Annotated in this window: 15 protein-coding genes; 5 read left to right on the forward strand and 10 right to left on the reverse strand. The window is 72.5% G+C overall.

Annotated elements, in window-relative coordinates; genetic code table 11:
- The first annotated feature begins 80 nt into the window (after window positions 1–80).
- The 3 genes from DEJ05_RS09660 (at window position 81) to DEJ05_RS09670 (ending at window position 3,437) form a co-directional block, all read left to right on the forward strand.
- A complete protein-coding gene (locus tag DEJ05_RS09660) occupies window positions 81–1,166 on the forward strand; it encodes a LacI family DNA-binding transcriptional regulator (RefSeq protein WP_181433143.1) in 1,086 nt (361 codons plus the stop codon).
- A 47-nt stretch (window positions 1,167–1,213) separates the two neighbouring features.
- The gene (gene uxaC / locus DEJ05_RS09665; RefSeq protein WP_111029612.1) at window positions 1,214–2,710 is read left to right on the forward strand and encodes a glucuronate isomerase; all 1,497 of its coding nucleotides are present in this window, start codon (window positions 1,214–1,216) and stop codon (window positions 2,708–2,710) included.
- Window positions 2,711–2,828: 118 nt separating this feature from the next.
- The gene (locus DEJ05_RS09670) at window positions 2,829–3,437 is read left to right on the forward strand and encodes a class I SAM-dependent methyltransferase (RefSeq protein WP_111029613.1); all 609 of its coding nucleotides are present in this window, start codon (window positions 2,829–2,831) and stop codon (window positions 3,435–3,437) included.
- Between the two features lie 30 nt (window positions 3,438–3,467).
- Here the strand turns inward: DEJ05_RS09670 and DEJ05_RS09675 are convergent, their stop codons facing one another.
- From DEJ05_RS09675 to DEJ05_RS09685, 3 genes are all read right to left on the reverse strand, one after another.
- Window positions 3,468–3,845, reverse strand: a complete 378-nt coding sequence (locus tag DEJ05_RS09675; protein WP_111029614.1) for a type II toxin-antitoxin system death-on-curing family toxin — start codon at window positions 3,843–3,845, stop codon at window positions 3,468–3,470.
- Window positions 3,842–4,045: a ribbon-helix-helix protein, CopG family gene (locus tag DEJ05_RS09680; protein ID WP_175330845.1), complete on the reverse strand. Its 204-nt coding sequence runs from the start codon at window positions 4,043–4,045 to the stop codon at window positions 3,842–3,844. Before DEJ05_RS09680 ends, DEJ05_RS09675 begins: the two co-directional genes overlap by 4 nt.
- 176 nt (window positions 4,046–4,221) lie before the next feature.
- Window positions 4,222–4,761, reverse strand: a complete 540-nt coding sequence (locus DEJ05_RS09685) for a gluconokinase (protein ID WP_111029615.1) — start codon at window positions 4,759–4,761, stop codon at window positions 4,222–4,224.
- Between the two features lie 112 nt (window positions 4,762–4,873).
- Between DEJ05_RS09685 and gndA the strand changes: the two genes are divergently transcribed.
- Window positions 4,874–6,331 carry an NADP-dependent phosphogluconate dehydrogenase gene (gene gndA, locus DEJ05_RS09690; RefSeq protein ID WP_027464472.1) on the forward strand — a complete coding sequence of 486 codons (1,458 nt, stop codon included), beginning with the start codon at window positions 4,874–4,876 and terminating at the stop codon, window positions 6,329–6,331.
- 81 nt (window positions 6,332–6,412) lie between these two features.
- Here gndA and DEJ05_RS09695 read toward each other — a convergent pair whose 3' ends face one another.
- Window positions 6,413–7,168 (reverse strand): hypothetical protein, encoded by a 756-nt coding sequence (locus DEJ05_RS09695; RefSeq protein ID WP_146245071.1) that lies wholly within the window; start codon window positions 7,166–7,168, stop codon window positions 6,413–6,415.
- A 109-nt stretch (window positions 7,169–7,277) separates the two neighbouring features.
- On the opposite strand from DEJ05_RS09695, the gene DEJ05_RS09700 reads away from it, so the two are divergent.
- Window positions 7,278–8,912 carry a molybdopterin-dependent oxidoreductase gene (locus DEJ05_RS09700; protein WP_111029617.1) on the forward strand — a complete coding sequence of 545 codons (1,635 nt, stop codon included), beginning with the start codon at window positions 7,278–7,280 and terminating at the stop codon, window positions 8,910–8,912.
- Between the two features lie 540 nt (window positions 8,913–9,452).
- On the opposite strand, the gene DEJ05_RS09705 is transcribed toward DEJ05_RS09700, so the two are convergent.
- The 6 genes from DEJ05_RS09705 to DEJ05_RS09730 all read right to left on the reverse strand — a co-directional run bounded on the left by DEJ05_RS09705 (window position 9,453) and on the right by DEJ05_RS09730 (window position 16,995).
- Entirely contained in the window at window positions 9,453–10,232 is a 780-nt protein-coding gene (locus tag DEJ05_RS09705; RefSeq protein WP_111029618.1) for a putative protein N(5)-glutamine methyltransferase, read from the reverse strand.
- Window positions 10,229–11,206 carry a ribose-phosphate diphosphokinase gene (locus DEJ05_RS09710; protein WP_027464468.1) on the reverse strand — a complete coding sequence of 326 codons (978 nt, stop codon included), beginning with the start codon at window positions 11,204–11,206 and terminating at the stop codon, window positions 10,229–10,231. Before DEJ05_RS09710 ends, DEJ05_RS09705 begins: the two co-directional genes overlap by 4 nt.
- Window positions 11,207–11,267: 61 nt before the next feature.
- Window positions 11,268–12,695, reverse strand: a complete 1,428-nt coding sequence (glmU, locus tag DEJ05_RS09715) for a bifunctional UDP-N-acetylglucosamine diphosphorylase/glucosamine-1-phosphate N-acetyltransferase GlmU (protein WP_111110306.1) — start codon at window positions 12,693–12,695, stop codon at window positions 11,268–11,270.
- A gap of 150 nt (window positions 12,696–12,845) precedes the next feature.
- On the reverse strand, window positions 12,846–14,228 hold the full coding sequence (locus DEJ05_RS09720; RefSeq protein WP_111110307.1) for an MFS transporter: 1,383 nt from the start codon (window positions 14,226–14,228) through the stop codon (window positions 12,846–12,848).
- 476 nt (window positions 14,229–14,704) lie between these two features.
- Window positions 14,705–15,736 carry an NAD(P)-dependent alcohol dehydrogenase gene (locus DEJ05_RS09725; protein WP_111029621.1) on the reverse strand — a complete coding sequence of 344 codons (1,032 nt, stop codon included), beginning with the start codon at window positions 15,734–15,736 and terminating at the stop codon, window positions 14,705–14,707.
- Window positions 15,733–16,995, reverse strand: coding sequence for an ROK family transcriptional regulator (locus DEJ05_RS09730; RefSeq protein ID WP_111110308.1), 1,263 nt, complete (start codon window positions 16,993–16,995; stop codon window positions 15,733–15,735). Before DEJ05_RS09730 ends, DEJ05_RS09725 begins: the two co-directional genes overlap by 4 nt.
- Between the last annotated feature and the right edge of the window lie 26 nt (window positions 16,996–17,021).

Raw genomic sequence — 17,021 nt, forward strand, 5'->3', positions numbered from 1 at the left:
CGGTGGCACCACTGTTCCGCCGTTGGCAACATGCGGCAACCGGTTGCCACTTGTTGCCAGACGCGAATACGTTCGGCCTCGTGAAGGACCTCTCGACGGACGGCGGCGGGCGCACGGGCGGTGCTGCCGGCACCGCCGCTGGTGCCGCACGTCGCGTCACCATCCGCGACATCGCCGACGCCACCGGGGTCGCCGCGTCCACCGTCTCCCGCGCCCTGTCCCTGCCCGACCGGGTCAACCCCGTCACCCAGGAGCGCATCCAGCGGGCAGCCCGCGAGCTCGGCTACGTCGCCAACTCGCAGGCCCGGGCGCTGACGTCCGGCCGCACCCGTGCCGTCGCCGTGCTCGTGTCCGACATCACGAACCCGTTCTACTTCGACGTCATCCGGGGCACGCAGCACCAGCTCGCCGGGGCCGGCTGGACGCAGCTGCTCGTCGACACCGAGGAGTCCGCCGACGCCGAGATGGCCGCACTCACCGCCGTGGGGGCGAAGGCCGACGGGGTCGTGCTCACGGCGTCACGACTGTCCGACGCGCAGATCGCACGGTTCGCCGAACGGATCCCCCTGGTCGTCGTGAACCGTCGGCCCACCGGCGTGCCCTCGGTGCTCATCGACACCCCCGGCGGGGTGGAGCAGGCGGTGCAGCACCTGGTGTCGCTGGGACACCGGGAGATCCTGTACGTCGCCGGGCCGGACAGCTCGTGGTCGAACGAGCGTCGGTGGCGCGCGCTCGTGCAGGTCGCCAAGCGCCTGGGGATCCGCGTCGCCCGGGTCGGGCCGCACGCACCCTTCGTCGACTCCGGCGCCGCGGCCGCCGACGCCGCCGTGCACGCCGGTGCGACCGCGTGCATCGCCTTCAACGACCTGATCGCCATCGGGATGCTCGCCCGGCTGCGGGAGCGCGGGGTCCGCGTCCCCGAGGACATGAGCATCGTGGGCTGCGACGACATCTTCGGCGCCGACTTCTGCAACCCGCCGCTCACCACGATGACCTCGCCGATCGAGCGGGCCGGCCGGGTCGCGATCCGGATGCTGCTCGGACGGCTCGGCGCCCTGCCCGCCGACGAACTGCCCGGGGAGCACATGTCCGGCGCCGTCGCCCTGCCCACCCACCTGACCGTGCGCGAGTCGACCGGGCCGGCACCGCGCGCCCACAACGACTGATCCCGCACTCGCCACCGGCGAACCCGCCGCCCCCGAAGGAGTCGATGATGACCCGCACCAGCACCCCCACCCGGCTCGCACCGCACCCCGACCGGCTGTTCCCCGCCGACCCCGGAGCGCGAGCCGTGGCACGCACCGTGTACGAGGCGGTCAAGGACGCCCCGATCATCTCGCCGCACGGGCACGTCGATGCGGCGTTGATCGCCTCGAACCAGCCGTTCAGCGACCCCGCATCGCTGCTCATCACGCCCGACCACTACGTGCTCCGCCTGCTGCACGCGAACGGGGTGGACCTGGCCGCGCTGGGACGCGCGGACCGGTCGGGGCCCCGCCCGGGCTCGCAGGCTCGCCCGGCGGCGTCGGCGCATCGCTGGCGCGATGCCGCTGAGCCGACGCCGCCAGGCCGTGCCATCTGGCGGCAGCTGGCGGAGCACTGGGACGACTTCCTCGGGACCCCCGTGCGCTACTGGTTCGAGACGGAGCTGCACGACGTGTTCGGGCTCGACCAGGCGCCGTCCGCGGCGAACGCGGACGACCAGTACGACCACATCGCCGGCCTGCTGGCGTCGCCCCCGTTCCGGCCACGCGCGCTCTTCGACGCCTTCGGCATCGAGGTCCTCGCCACCACGGACGGCCCGGCGGACGACCTCGCTGCGCACGCGCAGCTCGCGGCGGACCCCGGCTTCACCGGCCGGGTCCTCCCCACGTTCCGCGCGGACGCCGTGTTCGACCCGACGCGGTCGGACTGGAGGCCCGTGGTCGCGTCGATCGGCGAGGCCGCCGGCATTGACACGGGCAGCCACGCAGGGCTGTTGGCGGCTCTCCGCGCACGTCGCCACTACTTCATCGAGCACGGTGCGACCGCCACGGACACCGGAGTGCTCGACGCGGGCTCCGCTCCCCTGCCGTCGAGCGAGCGGGAGCGCATCCACGCCGCGGCGCTGCGCGATGCGTCCTCGGTCACCGAGGCCGAGGCGACGGCGTACCGGCACGACATGCTCTACCGCTGGGCGGAGATGAGCGTGGAGGACGGCCTCGTCATGCAGCTGCATCCCGGGGTGATCCGGAACCACCACACCCCGACGCTCGAGCGCTTCGGGCCGGACACCGGGCACGACCTGCCGGCCGTCGGGTCCTTCACCGAGCCGCTCCGGCCGCTGCTCGAGTCCTTCGGCACCGCTCCCGGGTTCCACCTCGTGCTCTTCACCGTCGACGAGACCGTCTTCTCGCGCGAGATCGGGCCGCTCGCGGGCTTCTACCCCGCCGTGTACGCGGGCGCGCCGTGGTGGTTCATCGACACCCCGGCGGCCATCGGGCGCTACCGGTCGGCCGTCACCGACTCGGCGTCGTTCACCAAGACCTCCGGGTTCATCGACGACACCCGCGCGTACTGCTCCATCCCCGCGAGGCACGACATGGCGCGGCGGGCAGACGCGGCGTACCTGGCGTCGCTCGTGGTCACGCACCAGGTCTCCGAGGAGGACGCCGTCCGCACCGCCCGCCGCATCGTGTCCGACATCCCTCGGGCGACGTTCAAGCTCTGACGCTGGCGGCGCCGCACTGCCGCGTGGTGCGAGGTTCCGTGCCTGGTGCGAGGGGTGCCGGGTCGCACGGAACACGGAACCTCGCACGGTTCGGCGCTGCGGCGGTACGGTCGGGCGCATGACGGAGCGGGTGACGGCGGCGTACGGCGCTCGGGCCGACGAGTACGCGGCACTGCTCGGGTCGATGGACACCGTCCACCCCGACGACCGAGCCCTCGTCGACGCCTGGGCAGCCGGTCGAAGCGGTCCCCTGGTCGACGCCGGGTGCGGCCCCGGTCACTGGACGGCGCACCTCGCACGGCAGGGGCACCGTGTCAGCGGCATCGACGCGGCGCCTGAGTTCGTCGAGCACGCACGACGGACGCACGGCGCCGTGGACGCGGACATCGACTTCCGGGTCGCGTCGCTCGACGCGCTCCCGCTCGTGGACGGCAGCGTCGACGGGGTCCTGGCCTGGTACTCGGTGATCCACCACGAACCGTCGCAGATCGGTGGGGCACTCGCCGAGTTCCGTCGGGTGCTCGCCCCCGGCGGTGGGCTGCTGCTCGGGTTCTTCGAGGGCGCCGCGGTCGAGGCCTTCGACCACGCCGTCGTCACCGCCTACCGCTGGCCGGTCGCGTCCCTGGCGGCGCTGCTGGACGAAGCGGGCTTCGACGTCGTGGACGTCCACACCCGCACGGACCCGGGGGCCCGGCCGCACGGGGCGATCAGTGCGGTGCGCCGCTGATCGCTGACCGCTGTCCGTTCCAGCGGCCGGTCAGGCGTCCGAGACCATCGCGGTCAGAGCAGCAGCGATCTCCGGCACGGCATCGAGTTCCCCCTCGGCGATCGCGACGATGAAGTCGTACGCCTGATCGTTCGAGGCGTGGAGCCGGACGCCGTTCACGCCGAGGAAGACCACGAGCAGCATCAGCCCGAGGCGCTTGTTGCCGTCGACCAGGGCGTGGTTCCGGACGGCGGAGTGGACGAGCGCCGCCGCCTTCTCGACCAGCGTCGGGTAGGCGTCGTTCCCGCCCACCGACGCGGCGGGTCGCGCGACCGCCGCCTCGAGCAGTCCGACGTCGCGGATCGCGTAGTCAGCTCCCAGGGTCCGACGAGCGACGTGCAACGCCTCGTCGGTCGTGAGGTGGATCACTTGCCGAGTCGTTCGAGCGCCTCGGCGTAGCGCGGGAGTTCTCGGTCGAGGATGCCGTCGATCAGATCGCTGCGGCTGTGCTGCTCGACGTACTCGCGGATGGCGGCGCGCGCGACGTCCTGCATCGAGCGCTCCTCGAGGTCAGCACGCTTGCGCAACGCCGCTGCCTCGTCGTCGTCGAGTCGGAGGGTCATGGCCATGGGGTCGATGGTATCAAGAGTGGTATCTGAACGCGCGGCAGTGATCGTGGTCATGGAGCGACGGTACGAGCGTCTCCCTCGACGCGGACGGGACCGGGGATCGGTTGGGGATGGCGACGGCCGCACTGCGCCCTGTGGAGGAACTGCCCGGATCCGTCGCGGGTCGTCGACGCTCGTCAGGCGGTGGTGACCGCGAGCGCGGCGAGGATCTCCCGCACGGTGTCGTCGACCGATCCGTCGATCGACACCGCGACGGCGGCCTCGTCGGGCTGCGGCCACTCGAGGGTCGCGAACTGCGAGTCGAGCAGCGTCGTCGGCATGTACTCGTGCTGGCGGTGGGACTGCCGTTCGGCGATCAGGTCGCGCGACCCGTCGAGGAAGGCGATGACGAGACCCGGCGCGGACTCGCGCAGCCGGTCCCGGTAGGCGCGCTTGAGCGCCGAGTTCGCCATCACGCACCGGGAGCCGTCCGATTCCACCGCGGCGATCCGCTCGGCGCAGGCGTCGAGCCACGGCCAGCGGTCGTCGTCGGTGAGCGGGATCCCCTGCCGCATCTTCTCCTTGTTGGCGACCGGGTGCAGGTCGTCGGCGTCGACGAAGACGCACGGTTCGCCCTGCGCGACCAGGGCGTCGGTGAGCGCCTGGCCGATGGTGGACTTGCCGGAGCCGGAGACCCCCATCACGAGGACGGGCGGGTGGACAGCGAGCTCGCTCATCCCTCCACAGTATTGATCCGGTGAACTCTGGTCCCCAGTTCCCGCAACACCTGTGCGATCCCAGACCGCCGGTCGTAGGTTGGGCGCCAACGTCAGGACAAAGGAGGCCCTCGTGGCAGACAACAACGGTCAGGCGAACATCGGAGTCGTCGGACTCGCAGTGATGGGCTCGAACCTCGCCCGCAACCTCGCATCGCGCGAAGGCAACACGGTGGCGGTCTACAACCGCACGTACGCCCGTACCGAGGAGCTGCTCCAGGAGCACGGCGACGCCGGGTTCATCGCGTCCGAGGACATCGACGGGTTCGTCGCCTCGCTGTCGAAGCCCCGGACCGCCATCATCATGGTGCAGGCCGGCAAGGGCACCGACGCCGTGATCGGACAGCTCGCCGAACGCTTCGAACCGGGCGACATCATCGTCGACGGCGGCAACGCGAACTTCCACGACACCATCCGACGTGAGCACGACCTGCGCGAGAAGGGCCTGAACTTCGTCGGCACCGGCATCTCCGGTGGAGAAGAGGGCGCACTCAAGGGCCCGTCGATCATGCCCGGTGGCTCGAAGGAGGCCTGGGAGACGCTCGGGCCGATCCTGAAGTCGATCGCCGCGGTCGCCGAAGGTGAACCGTGCGTGACCCACATCGGCACCGACGGCGCCGGGCACTTCGTCAAGATGGTGCACAACGGCATCGAGTACGCCGACATGCAGCTCATCGCCGAGTCGTACGACCTGCTCCGTCGCGTCGGCGGGCTCTCGGTGGAGGACCTGGTGCAGGTCTTCGACGAGTGGAACAAGGGCGACCTCGAGTCCTACCTGATCGAGATCACCGGTGAGGTCCTCAAGCAGCGCGACGCCGACACCGGCAAGCCGCTCGTCGACGTCATCCGTGACGCGGCCGGCTCGAAGGGCACCGGCGTCTGGACCGTGCAGAACGCCGTGGGCCTGGGCATCCCCGTCTCGGGCATCGGCGAAGCCGTGTTCGCCCGCGCCGTGTCGTCGAAGCCGACGCAGCGTGCCGCGGTGCAGCAGTCGGTCAAGAACCGTCCGCAGATCGCCGAGGTGCCGGACACCTTCGCCGACGACGTGCGTGCGGCGCTGTACGCCTCGAAGGTCGTCGCGTACGCACAGGGCTTCGACCTCATCATCGCCGGGGCGAAGGAGTACGGCTGGGACATCGACCTCGGCAACGTCGCGAAGATCTGGCGGGGTGGCTGCATCATCCGAGCTCAGTTCCTGAACCGCATCGTCGAGGCGTACGCCGAGAACCCGAAGCTCGAGTCGCTGCTGGTCGACCCGTACTTCGCGAACGCGGTGGCCGAGGGCGAAGCCGCCTGGCGCCGCATCGTCGGCATCGCGGCTGCGTCGGGCGTCCCCGCTCCGGGCTTCTCGTCCGCGCTGTCGTACTTCGACTCGCTCGCGTCCGACCGTCTGCCCGCGTCGCTGATCCAAGGCCAGCGCGACTTCTTCGGCGCGCACACCTACCAGCGCATCGACAAGGACGGCACCTTCCACACGCTGTGGTCCGACGACGACCGCCGCGAGGTCGAGCAGGAGCCGTCCACGCACTGACGACCGCACCCGCTGCCGACCACGGAGGTCGGTGCGGGTCCTGCAAGGAGGGCCTCGCTGACCACGGGGCCCTCCGTCGCGTCAGGCGACGATGCGTTCCCGTGCCAGGTCGGCGACGAGCCGGTCCAGCCGTGGACCGCGCCCGAGCAGCCGACGCGAACCGGGGGCGGTCCGGACGAAGAACGTCGCCACCGCGGGGGTTTCGTCCGGTCGTACGTGGTGGATCGCCACCGCACACGCGCGGCGAGCGCCAGCGGAACGGCCAGGGCGCTCGGAGCCACCGTCTCGCCCCGAGCCGTCCGAGCCGTCGACGCCGTCCGCCACGTCTTCGAGTCCGACGTGCACGACACGACTCCACCGGATCACGAGCAGCCGGGTCGCCCGCCGTTCGTCGAGTTCCCACAGGGAGGCCTCGGTAGCGCCGAAGGCCCAAGTCACGCGCGAACCGAGGTGGGTGTCCGGACGGACCTCGTCGACGACGCCACGGAGTTCGGGCGTCGGCGCCGCCGGCACCAGCCACACCGTCGGGTCGATCCGCCGGATGGCGAGCGCGAGGGCCTCGTCCGCCTGCCGCCGCCGTGCCGTCGCGGTCCGCACGACGGCGACCACGATGACCACGACACCGAGGGCGATCGCGCCGAACTCCACGATGCCGTACCAGGAGAGGTCGACGCCCGGCGCCGTCGAGACCACGACGATCCGGGTGATCAGGAGGACCAGCCAGACGACGACGATGACCCAGCGCAGGGTGGCGAGTCGACGTGCCGGAGACATCGGTGTCCGCCCGGCACCGCGGGCACGACCGGACCGCGGGACACCATCCGGACGCTGCAGCACGGTCCGATCCTCCCACGAGCCGCGCGCCACCTGCTGGCCGAACCCGATGAACGCGCGGGGAAGCCCGCACACACAGCCCACGAGCGGCCGGGCGACCTACGCTCGGGCGGTGACCACCGAGACGACGGACGAACCGATCGGCCAACCGACGGCGGGTCCGTCGGACGGCCCGGGCGGGCCCGATGCCCCTTCGACCCGACGTTGGACGCTGATCGCCGCGATCGTCGGCGTCGTGGCCGCCGCCGCGTTCCTCGGTGTCGCCGAGTTCGGCGCGCTGCTGCTCGGCGGAGCGGGCAGCCCCCTGGTCGCCGTCGGATCCGCCGTCATCGACCTCGCTCCCCCGGGTGCGAAGGACTTCATGGTCGCCGTGTTCGGCACCGGGGACAAGGTCGCCCTGTTCGTGCTCATGACGGTGATCGTCATCGCGATCAGCGCCGGTGCCGGTGTCCTCGAACGTGCACGACCGCCCTTCGGTGCCCTCGTGTTCGCCGCCGGTGGTGTGCTGGCGCTGCTGGCCGTCAGTACCCGCTCGGGCAGCGGGACGCTCGACGGCGCCCCGACGGTCCTCGGCATCGCGGCAGCAGTGGTCGTCCTGCGCCTGCTGCTCCAGCGGCTGCGCCGGTGGGAGGCCGCGGCGACCGTGCCGACGGCGGCACCGCGACCGGCGTCGACGGAGCGGCGGACGTTCCTGGTCTGGGGCGTCGCGACGGCGACCGTCGCGGTCGTGGTGGGCACCGCCTCCCGGCTGGGGTCGTCCGGGATGCAGGCGGCCGCTGCTGCCAGGCGGGCCATCCGGCTGCCCGCCGCCGCGACCCCTGCACCGGCGGTCCCCGCGGGTGCGTCGCTGGACGTCGACGGCATCACCCCCTACATCACGCCGAACGCCGACTTCTACCGGATCGATACGGCCCTGCGGGTGCCGCAGGTCGACCCCGCCGACTGGTCGCTCCGCATCCATGGCGCGGTCGAGAACGAGATCACGCTGACTTGGGACGAGCTGCTCGCACTGCCGCTCGAGGAGCACGTGGCCACCTTGAGCTGCGTGTCGAACGAGGTCGGCGGTGACCTCATCGGCACGGCCCGCTGGCTGGGCTACCCCATCCGGGAGCTCCTCGCCCGGGCACGTCCGACGGGCGATGCCGACATGGTGCTCTCACGGAGCATCGACGGGTTCTCCGCCGGCACCCCGCTCGACGTGCTGCAGGACGACGGCACCGCGGCGCTGCTCGCGGTCGGGATGAACGGCGAGCCCCTGCCGACCGAGCACGGGTTCCCGGTGCGGATGGTCGTGCCGGGCCTGTTCGGGTACGTCTCGGCGACGAAGTGGGTCACCGAGCTCGAGGTCACCCGGTTCGCCGACGCGCAGGGCTACTGGACCCCGCGTGGCTGGTCGGAGCGTGGCCCGGTCAAGCTCGAGTCCCGCATCGACACCCCGCGGAACGGGTCGACCGTGACCGCAGGCAAGCCGGTCGCGATCGCCGGGGTCGCGTGGCAGCCGCACAAGGGCGTGAAGGCCGTCGAGGTCCGCGTCGGAGGCGGCGACTGGCAGCGCGCCGAACTCGCCGACTCGGTCTCCGCGGACACCTGGCGGCAGTGGGTGGTGCGGTGGACGCCGACCACCGGCTCGCACCGCATCGAGGTGCGCGCGACCAGTGCGGACGGCGAGGTGCAGACGAGCGTGGACCGGCCGCCGGCTCCCAACGGTGCGACGGGCTGGCACACGGTGACGGTCGACGCGCGCTGACCGTCCTGGAGCGGGTCCGCGACACGCCCGCAGACGGCCGTCGAGGTGGCAGAAAGCGTCGGTAGGCGGACGCGCAGGCGACACTTCGTGCCACCTCGGTGGACCTGAGCGGCATGTCGTGATCACTCGACGCCGGCGCGCTCCGCTCACCCGACGGCCTGGAGGCCCGGTGACAGCCCGCCCCGCCCCTCGCCCTGGCCGCGCGACACGCCACGTGCGTCGCGCCGGGGGTGCAGAAAGTGTCGGTTCGCGGGCGCGCAGGCGACACTTCGTGCCGCCTCGGCGAACCTGAGCGGCATGTCGTGACCGCTCGGCGCCGGCCCGCTCCGGTCACCAGACGGCCTGGAGGCCCGGTGACAGCCCGCCCCGCCCCTCGCCCTGGCCGCGCGACACGCCACGTGCGTCACGCCGGGGGCGCAGAAAGCGTCGGTTCCCGGACGCGCAGGCGACACTTCGTGCCGGCTCGACGAACCTGAGCGGCATGTCGTGACCGCTCGGCACCACGGCCAGGCAGACCAGGACCAGGCGTACAGACCGGGGTCAGGCGGGCAGGGTCGCGACGACGCAGGTGCCGTCGACCTCGGCGTCCCGCTCGATCACGGTGGAGAAGCCGGCGGCCGTGAACGCAGCGGCGGACGCCTCGGCCTGGGCCTCGGACACCTCGATGACCACGGCGCCACCGGGACGGAGCCACTCCCCCGCACCCGCTGCGATCCGGCGGTGCACTTCGAGGCCGTCCGCACCACCATCGAGCGCGACACGGTGTTCGTGCTCGCGGGCCTCGCTCGGCATGAGTTCGATCGAGGCCGTCGGCACGTAGGGGGCGTTCACCGCGATGACCGCCACGGCCCCGCGGAACCGATCGGGCAGCGGCGCGAACAGGTCTCCGGCGACGACGATGCCGCGGTCGCCGATGTTCTCGGCTGCGACGTCGACGGCGTCCGGGTCGATGTCGGTCGCGACGAGGTCGAGCGCGCCGACCCGACCGAACAGGGCGACCGAGATCGCGCCGGCACCGCAGCACAGGTCGACCACGCGGTCGTAGCGCTGCAGCCGACGCGCAGCCTGCTCGACGACGACGGTGGTGCGGGCTCGCGGCACGAAGACCCCGGGGGTCACCCGGATGCGATGCCCGTCGAAGGCAGCCCACCCGAGCACGTACTCCAGCGGCTCACCGGCCAGCCGACGCTGCACGAGGGTGCGGAGCCGCACCGGCTCACCGTCGCCGGCCTCGAGCAACAGGTCGGCTTCGTCCTCGGCGAAGACGCACCCCGCGGCCCGGAGCCGGGCCGCGAGGGCATCACGCGCGGGATGTGTCAAGCGGCGCCGTCGAACATCGACGTCACGGAACCGTCGTCGAAGACCTCGTGGATGGCACGGGCGATGAGCGGGGCGATCGGCAGGACCTCGAGGCGGTCCCAGCGCTTGTCCATCGGGAGGGGCAGGGTGTCCGTCACGACCACGCGGTCGATGAACTCGCTCTGCAGCAGCTCGGTGGCCGGGTCGGAGAACACGGCGTGGGTCGCGGCGACGACGACGCCCGTGGCGCCGGCGTTCTTGAGCGCCTCGGCAGCTTTGGCGATCGTGCGGCCGGTGTCGATGAGGTCGTCGACGAGCAGGCACACGCGGCCGCTGACGTCTCCGACGATCTCGTGCACCGAGACCTGGTTCGGCACGAGCGGGTCGCGGCGCTTGTGGATGATGGCGAGCGGGGCGCCGAGCTTCTCGGACCAGATGTCGGCGACACGGACGCGGCCCATGTCGGGCGACACGACGGTGAGCGTCTTCGGGTCGAGGATCTGGCGGAAGCGCTCGAGCAGCACCGGCATGGCGAACAGGTGGTCGACGGGGCCGTCGAAGAAGCCCTGGATCTGCGCGGCGTGCAGGTCGACGCTCATGATGCGGTGCGCGCCGGCGGCCTTGAACAGGTCGGCGACGAGGCGGGCCGAGATCGGCTCGCGGCCGCGGCCCTTCTTGTCCTGACGGGCGTACGGGTAGAACGGCGCCACGACCGTGATGCGCTTCGCCGAGGCACGCTTCAGCGCGTCGACCATGATGAGCTGCTCCATGAGCCACTCGTTGATCGGCGCGGTGTGCGACTGGATGACGAAGGCGTCGCAGCCACGGACCGACTCGTCGAAGCGGGCGTAGAGCTCACCGTTCGCGAAGGTCCGGGCATCGGTCGGCACGAGGTCGACCCCGAGCTCCTCCGCGATCTCGGCAGAGAGCGCCGGGTGTGCTCGCCCCGAGACGAGGACGAGTCGTTTCTGGCCGGTTGTCTTGATTCCGGACAAGTGCGGTGCTCACTCCCTGACCCACGAGGGGTCGATGTCGGCGACGGGTGGTCGCCGGGATCTATTCGCCGTTCGCGAGCCGAGCAGCCTCGGCCGCCGGTGTGCCGGGTCGGTGTTCCTCGACCCATCCGTCGGTGTTGCGCTGTGGGGCGTAGCTGATCGCGAGCGATCCTGCCGGAACGTCCTTGCGGACGGTGGTCCCGGCACCGGTGTACGCACCGTCACCAATCCTAACGGGGGCGACGAACACGTTGTGCGAGCCTGTACGGACGTTCGAGCCGACCTCGGTGCGGTGCTTGTGCACGCCGTCGTAGTTCGCGGTGATGGTGTTCGCGCCGATGTTCGAGTCCTCGCCCACCTCGGCATCGCCGATGTAGGACAGGTGCGGGACCTTGCTGCCCCGGCCGATCCGGGCGTTCTTCGTCTCGACGAAGGTGCCGATCTTGCCGTCGTCACCGAGGATCGTGCCCGGCCGCAGGTAGGCGAACGGGCCGACCGAGGCGTCGTCCCCGATCACGGCGAGGGTGGCGTCGACGCGGTTCACGGTGGCGCGGGCGCCGACCTCGGTGTCGCGGAGCGTGGTGTCCGGTCCGACGACGGCACCGGCGGCGATCGCGGTGGCGCCGATGAGCTGGGTGCCGGGCAGGACCTCTGCGTCGGGCTCGATCGTGACGTCGAGGTCGATCCAGGTGGACGCGGGGTCCTGCACGGTGACGCCGGCGAGCTGGTGGCGGCGGACGATACGGGCGTTGAGTTCACGCGCGGCGTCGGAGAGCTGGGCACGGTCGTTGATGCCGGCGACGAGCCACGGGTCGGTCAGGGTGACCACGTCGATGCGCCCGCCGCGCTCGCTGATCAGCGCGGGAGCGTCGGTGATGTACTTCTCGCCCTGGGCGTTCGCCGTGGTGAGCGACGGCAGGGCCGCCCGGAGGCGTGCCACGTCGAACGCGTAGATGCCCGCGTTCGCCTCGGTGATGGTCAGCTGCTCGGCTGTCGCGTCCTTGTGCTCGACGACGCTGACGAAGGCGCCGGAGGCATCGCGCACGATCCGTCCGAGGCCGGTCGGGTCCGGGGCGATGGCACTCACGAAGGTCGCGCCGTTGCCGCCGCCGACGTGGGCGTCGACGAGGAGCCGGAGCGATGCGGCGTCGAGCAGCGGGACGTCGCCGGACAGCACCACGACGGCGCCGTCGAAGTCGGCGGGCAGCGCTTCGACCGCGACCTCGACCGCACGGCCGGTGCCGGGGACGTCGTCCTGGTCGACGACGATCGCGTCGGGGGCGCGCTCGACGACCTCGGCCGCGACGCGGTCACGCTCGTGCCGCACGACGACGGCGACGTGCTCGGGGCTGAGTGACGACGCCGTGCGCAGGACGTGCCCGATGAGCGGCAGTCCGGCGAGCCGGTGCAGCACCTTGGGCGTGGACGACTTCATGCGCGTGCCCTGCCCGGCGGCGAGGACGACGACGGCGATGCGCTGGTCGGTCATGCACCCATCCTGGCGCACCGCGACCCGGGTCGCCCGACGCGACCACGGTTCTGTGCGGAACCGTGCGCACAACCGCAGCCTGTGGACGGACGGGCACCGCGCCTCCAGGCCGCCTGACGGGGACCTATGGCAGACCCCGCACGCCGAGGATCAGGCCCGCGCGCCCTGCGGTTCCCGCTTGACGAACGCCATCAGCACCAGCCCGGCGACGAGCACGACGACCACGCCGAGGATCCCGAACCGGGTCGACCCACCGACGGTCACCGCGACGCCGAACAGCGCCGGCGCGAGGAACGACGCGGCCCGGCCGGTGGTGGCGTAGAGGCCGAAGAGCTCGCCCTCGCGGCCGGGGGTCGTCAGCCGCGCCAGGTACGCGCGGGACGACGACTGCACCGGGCCGACGAACACGGCGAGGGTCAGCCCGAGCACCCAGAACCACTGCGTCTCGTTGCCGGCGGCGAAGACCCCGACCCCGCACACGGCGAGACCGACGAGCGAGACCATGATGAGCGCACGCGACCCGAACCGGTCGTCGAGGCGTCCGGAGACGAACGTCGCGATGCCGGCCACGACGTTCGCGGCGATGGCGAACAGGATGACCTGCGACGGCGTGAACCCGAACACCTGCGCGGCGACGATCCCGCCGAACGTGAAGACGGCCCCGACGCCGTCGCGGAACACCGCGCTGGCGAGCAGGAACGCGAGGACGTTGCGGCGCTCGCGCCACAGCCGCGCGATGTCCCGGCCGAGGTCCGCGTAGGCACTGAACACGCCGCCGCCGCGGGTGCGGTCGGGCACCGCCTCGGGCACGGTGAGGAACAGCGGGATCGAGCTGACGGCCAGCCAGACGGCGGCGATGCCGATCGCGACGCGGACGTCCCACTGCCCGGTGGCGACGGTGGCCGGCAACTGCAGGAGCCCGCCGACGACCCCGTCACCCCGGAAGTCCTGGATGCAGAGCACGAGCAGCAGGACGAGCAGCACGATCCCGCCGAAGTACCCGGCCGCCCAGCCGATGGCGGAGACGCGGCCGGTGCGTTCCCCGGAGGCGACCTGCCCGATCATGGCGTTGTAGCCGACGCTCGCGATCTCGTAGGCGACGGTGCCGATGCCGAGCAGTGCAGCTCCGAGCAGCAGGTACGGCTGGCTCGGCGCGACGAAGACCATGCCGCCGATCGACAGCGCGACGCCGATGGTGGCGATGAGGACCGACCGGCGGCGGTGTCCGGACGAGTCCGCGAGCCGCCCCATGGCCGGTGCCACCAGGGCCACGACGATCCCCGCGATGGTCAGTGCGGTGGACACGACGGCCGCGTTGTGCGCGAGCTCGCGTTCGACGATCGCCTTGCCGGCCGCGGACGTGTCGCCGACGAGCGCCGGGTCCACCAACGCCCGGCTGGCCAGGTACGTGCTGAACACGAAGGTGGTGACGACCGCGTTGAACGCGGCGGAACCCCAGTCCCAGAGCGCCCAGGAGACGAGCGCGCGCCGGTCGGTGCGCTGCGGCACGACGGCGGCCGGTGAAGCGGTCATGCGCGAACCGTAGCGCGTCCCGGTGACGCGGCGGTGGCCCCGTTCCGGGTCACGTGCGGGACGGGAGGCGCGGGGCGGCCTGGCCCCGCGCCTCCCGTCCGCACCGTGCGTGCGTCGTCACCCGGTGCGAGCTTCCGCGCACCGTGCCCGGCGGCAACGCCGCACCAGGCGCGCAACGCGGCCCAGGCCGGCGAAACCCGCACCGTGCGGGACGGGAGGCGCTGGGCGGCCTAGCGCCGCGCCTCCCGTCCGCACCGTGCCCGGCGGCAACGCCGCACCAGGCGGCCAACACCGCACCGTCCGACAGGCCGCGCACCGTGCCGGACGGGAGGACCGGGGCGGCCTGGCGCCGCGCCTCCCGTCCGCACCGTGCGTGCGTCGTCACCCCGTGAGAGCTTCCACGCACCGTGCCCGGCTACAACGCCGCACCAGGCGCGCAACGCGGCCCGGGCCGGCGAAGCCCGCACCGTGCCCGCTCAGGCGGGGACGCCGCCGGGGTAGACGACGGACTTGAGCGACTCCGGGTCGGTGTCGCTCTCGAGAGCTTCGCGGACGTCGTCGAGCCCGAAGCGACCGGTAACGAGCGAGTCGAGGTCGACCTGCCCGGATGCGACCAGCTCGATGGCGACCGGCCACGTGTTCGTGTACCGGAAGATCCCGGTGACCGTGACCTCGAGGTTCTGGATGTGCTCGACCGGCAGGGTCATCTCGGAGTTGCCGAGCCCGACCAGCACCGCGGCACCCGCCGGACCGACCGCCTTGATGCCGTCCGACACCGCTCGGGGTGCACCGCTGGCGTCGATGAACGCGTCGACGGGGACGATGTCGGACGCGACGGACACGGCGGTGGGGTCGACGACCTCGGTGGCGCCGTACTCCAGGGCCCGCGCACGACGCTCCGGCACCAGGTCGCTGACGACGATGCGCGACGCACCGAAGGCCTTCGCGACCTGGGCGCAGATGATGCCGATCGGACCGGCGCCGGCGATGAGCACCGACGAACCGGGCACGATGCCCGCCTTGCGCACGGCGGCGATACCGACGGACAGGGGTTCGAGGAGCGCGCCGGCCTCGAACGAGACGGCGTCGGGCAGGACGTGCGCGAACTCGGCCTCGATGGTGACGAACTCGGTGAAGGCCCCGTCGACCGGCGGCGTCGCGTAGAAGCGCATGTGCGGGCAGAGGTTGTAGCGGCCGGCCAGGCACTGCGCGCAGCGGTGGCAGGGGCGCTGCGGCTCGATGGCCACGCGCTCCCCCACGCGGGACGGGTCGACGCCCTCGCCGACGGCCTCGATCGTGCCGGAGAGCTCGTGGCCGAGGACGAGGGGCTCCTCGACGACGAAGTCGCCGATGCGACCGTGACGGAAGTAGTGCACGTCTGAGCCGCAGACACCCACGGCGGCGACCCGGACGAGCACGTCGCCGGGGTCGACGGCGGGGACGGGGCGGTCCTCGACGGTGAGGTCCTGGGTGCCGAGCAGGACGCTGGTGCGCTGGGTGGAGGTCATGCGGTTCTCGCTTCCTCGGCCGCGTCGTCGCGGCCGGACGTGTGGGTGGTGGAGGGGGGGGCTGCGGGCGCCGCGGACATGGTCGCCGGTGCCGGTGCCGCCGGCATCGTGGCGTCGCGCAGCAGCTCCGCGAAGCCGATCTCGGCGGCGCCACGGACCAGGACGTCGCGGCCGAGTGCCGCCGGGACGATCCGGAGCCGATCGGTCATCGCGGCCATCGTCTGCGCCCGGACGTCGGTCTCGACCCGGTCGCCGACGTGTCCGAGCAGCGCACCGAGGAACCCGCCGAGCACGACGACCTCGGGGTCGACGGTGTGGATGGCGTTCCGCAGTGCGGTCGCGAGTGCGGTGACCTGTCGGTCGACGACCCGCTCGACCTCGGGTCGGCCCTCGGCGAGCGCCGCGGCGAGCGCATCGAGGTCGTCCGGCGGGGTCCCGGTCACCGCGGTGAGGGCGGAGCGTGAGGCCTCGGTCTCCAGGCAGCCGACCGCACCGCAGTGGCAGCGGATCCCGTTCGCCGCGACGAAGGTGTGCCCGAGCTCGCCCGCGTACCCGTCGGCGCCGCTGAAGGGTCGGCCGGCGCTGACGATCCCGCCACCGATGCCGCTCGCGCCACCGTTCAGGTAGACGAGGTCGTCGACGCCGCGGGCGCTGCCGTACAGCCGTTCCGCCCAGGCGCCGAGGTTGGCGTCGTTCGCGGCCCGGACCGGCAGCCCCAGGCGTTCCGCGAGCGGTGCGGCGAGGGGTTCGTCACGCCAGCCGAGGTGCGGGGCGTCGCGCACGGTGCCGTCCTCGACCCGGACGATGCCGGGCACGGCGACGCCCACCCCGACGATCCGGGCCGCCGGTCCGGTGCGGGCGAGGAGCGCTGCGAGGACCCGGGCGACGGCGTCGATGGCCTGCGCCGCGGTCGGCACGGTGGTCTGCGGCTCGACCAGCCGGTCGCGGACGGTGCCGTCGAGGCCGACGAGGGCGACCCCGACGGCGTCGATCTCGACCGTGACCGCGGCGGCGAGGACGTCGGCGGACGCCCGGACGACCCCGCTCGGCCGTCCGACACCGGCACCGGGGGTCCCCGCGGCGGGGGTCTCCTCGTGCACGAGCCCGGCGTCGACGAGTTCCCCGACGAGCGCGAGGATCGTCGAGCGGTTCAGGCCGGTGCGCCGGGTGAGCTCGGCGCGGGTGACGGGGCCGTCCTCGTGGACGAGCCGGAGGACGCGCGCGGCGTTGCCCGGCGTCGCCGTGGGCTGCCGTGCCATGGGTCCTCCTCGGTGGTGGGTGGGGT

Origin of the sequence: Curtobacterium sp. MCLR17_045 (assembly GCF_003234405.1) — a bacterium.
Lineage (GTDB): Bacteria > Actinomycetota > Actinomycetes > Actinomycetales > Microbacteriaceae > Curtobacterium > Curtobacterium flaccumfaciens.

Bases quoted from the DNA above. Each gene is read 5' to 3' on its own strand.
- uxaC (WP_111029612.1), top strand. From the start codon at position 1,214: ATGACCCGCACCAGCACCCCCACCCGGCTCGCACCGCACCCCGACCGG.
- DEJ05_RS09670 (WP_111029613.1), top strand. From the start codon at position 2,829: ATGACGGAGCGGGTGACGGCGGCGTACGGCGCTCGGGCCGACGAGTAC.
- DEJ05_RS09680 (WP_175330845.1), bottom strand. From the start codon at position 4,045: ATGGCCATGACCCTCCGACTCGACGACGACGAGGCAGCGGCGTTGCGC.
- DEJ05_RS09685 (WP_111029615.1), bottom strand. From the start codon at position 4,761: ATGAGCGAGCTCGCTGTCCACCCGCCCGTCCTCGTGATGGGGGTCTCC.
- glmU (WP_111110306.1), bottom strand. From the start codon at position 12,695: ATGACCGACCAGCGCATCGCCGTCGTCGTCCTCGCCGCCGGGCAGGGC.
- DEJ05_RS09720 (WP_111110307.1), bottom strand. From the start codon at position 14,228: ATGACCGCTTCACCGGCCGCCGTCGTGCCGCAGCGCACCGACCGGCGC.
- DEJ05_RS09725 (WP_111029621.1), bottom strand. From the start codon at position 15,736: ATGACCTCCACCCAGCGCACCAGCGTCCTGCTCGGCACCCAGGACCTC.
- DEJ05_RS09730 (WP_111110308.1), bottom strand. From the start codon at position 16,995: ATGGCACGGCAGCCCACGGCGACGCCGGGCAACGCCGCGCGCGTCCTC.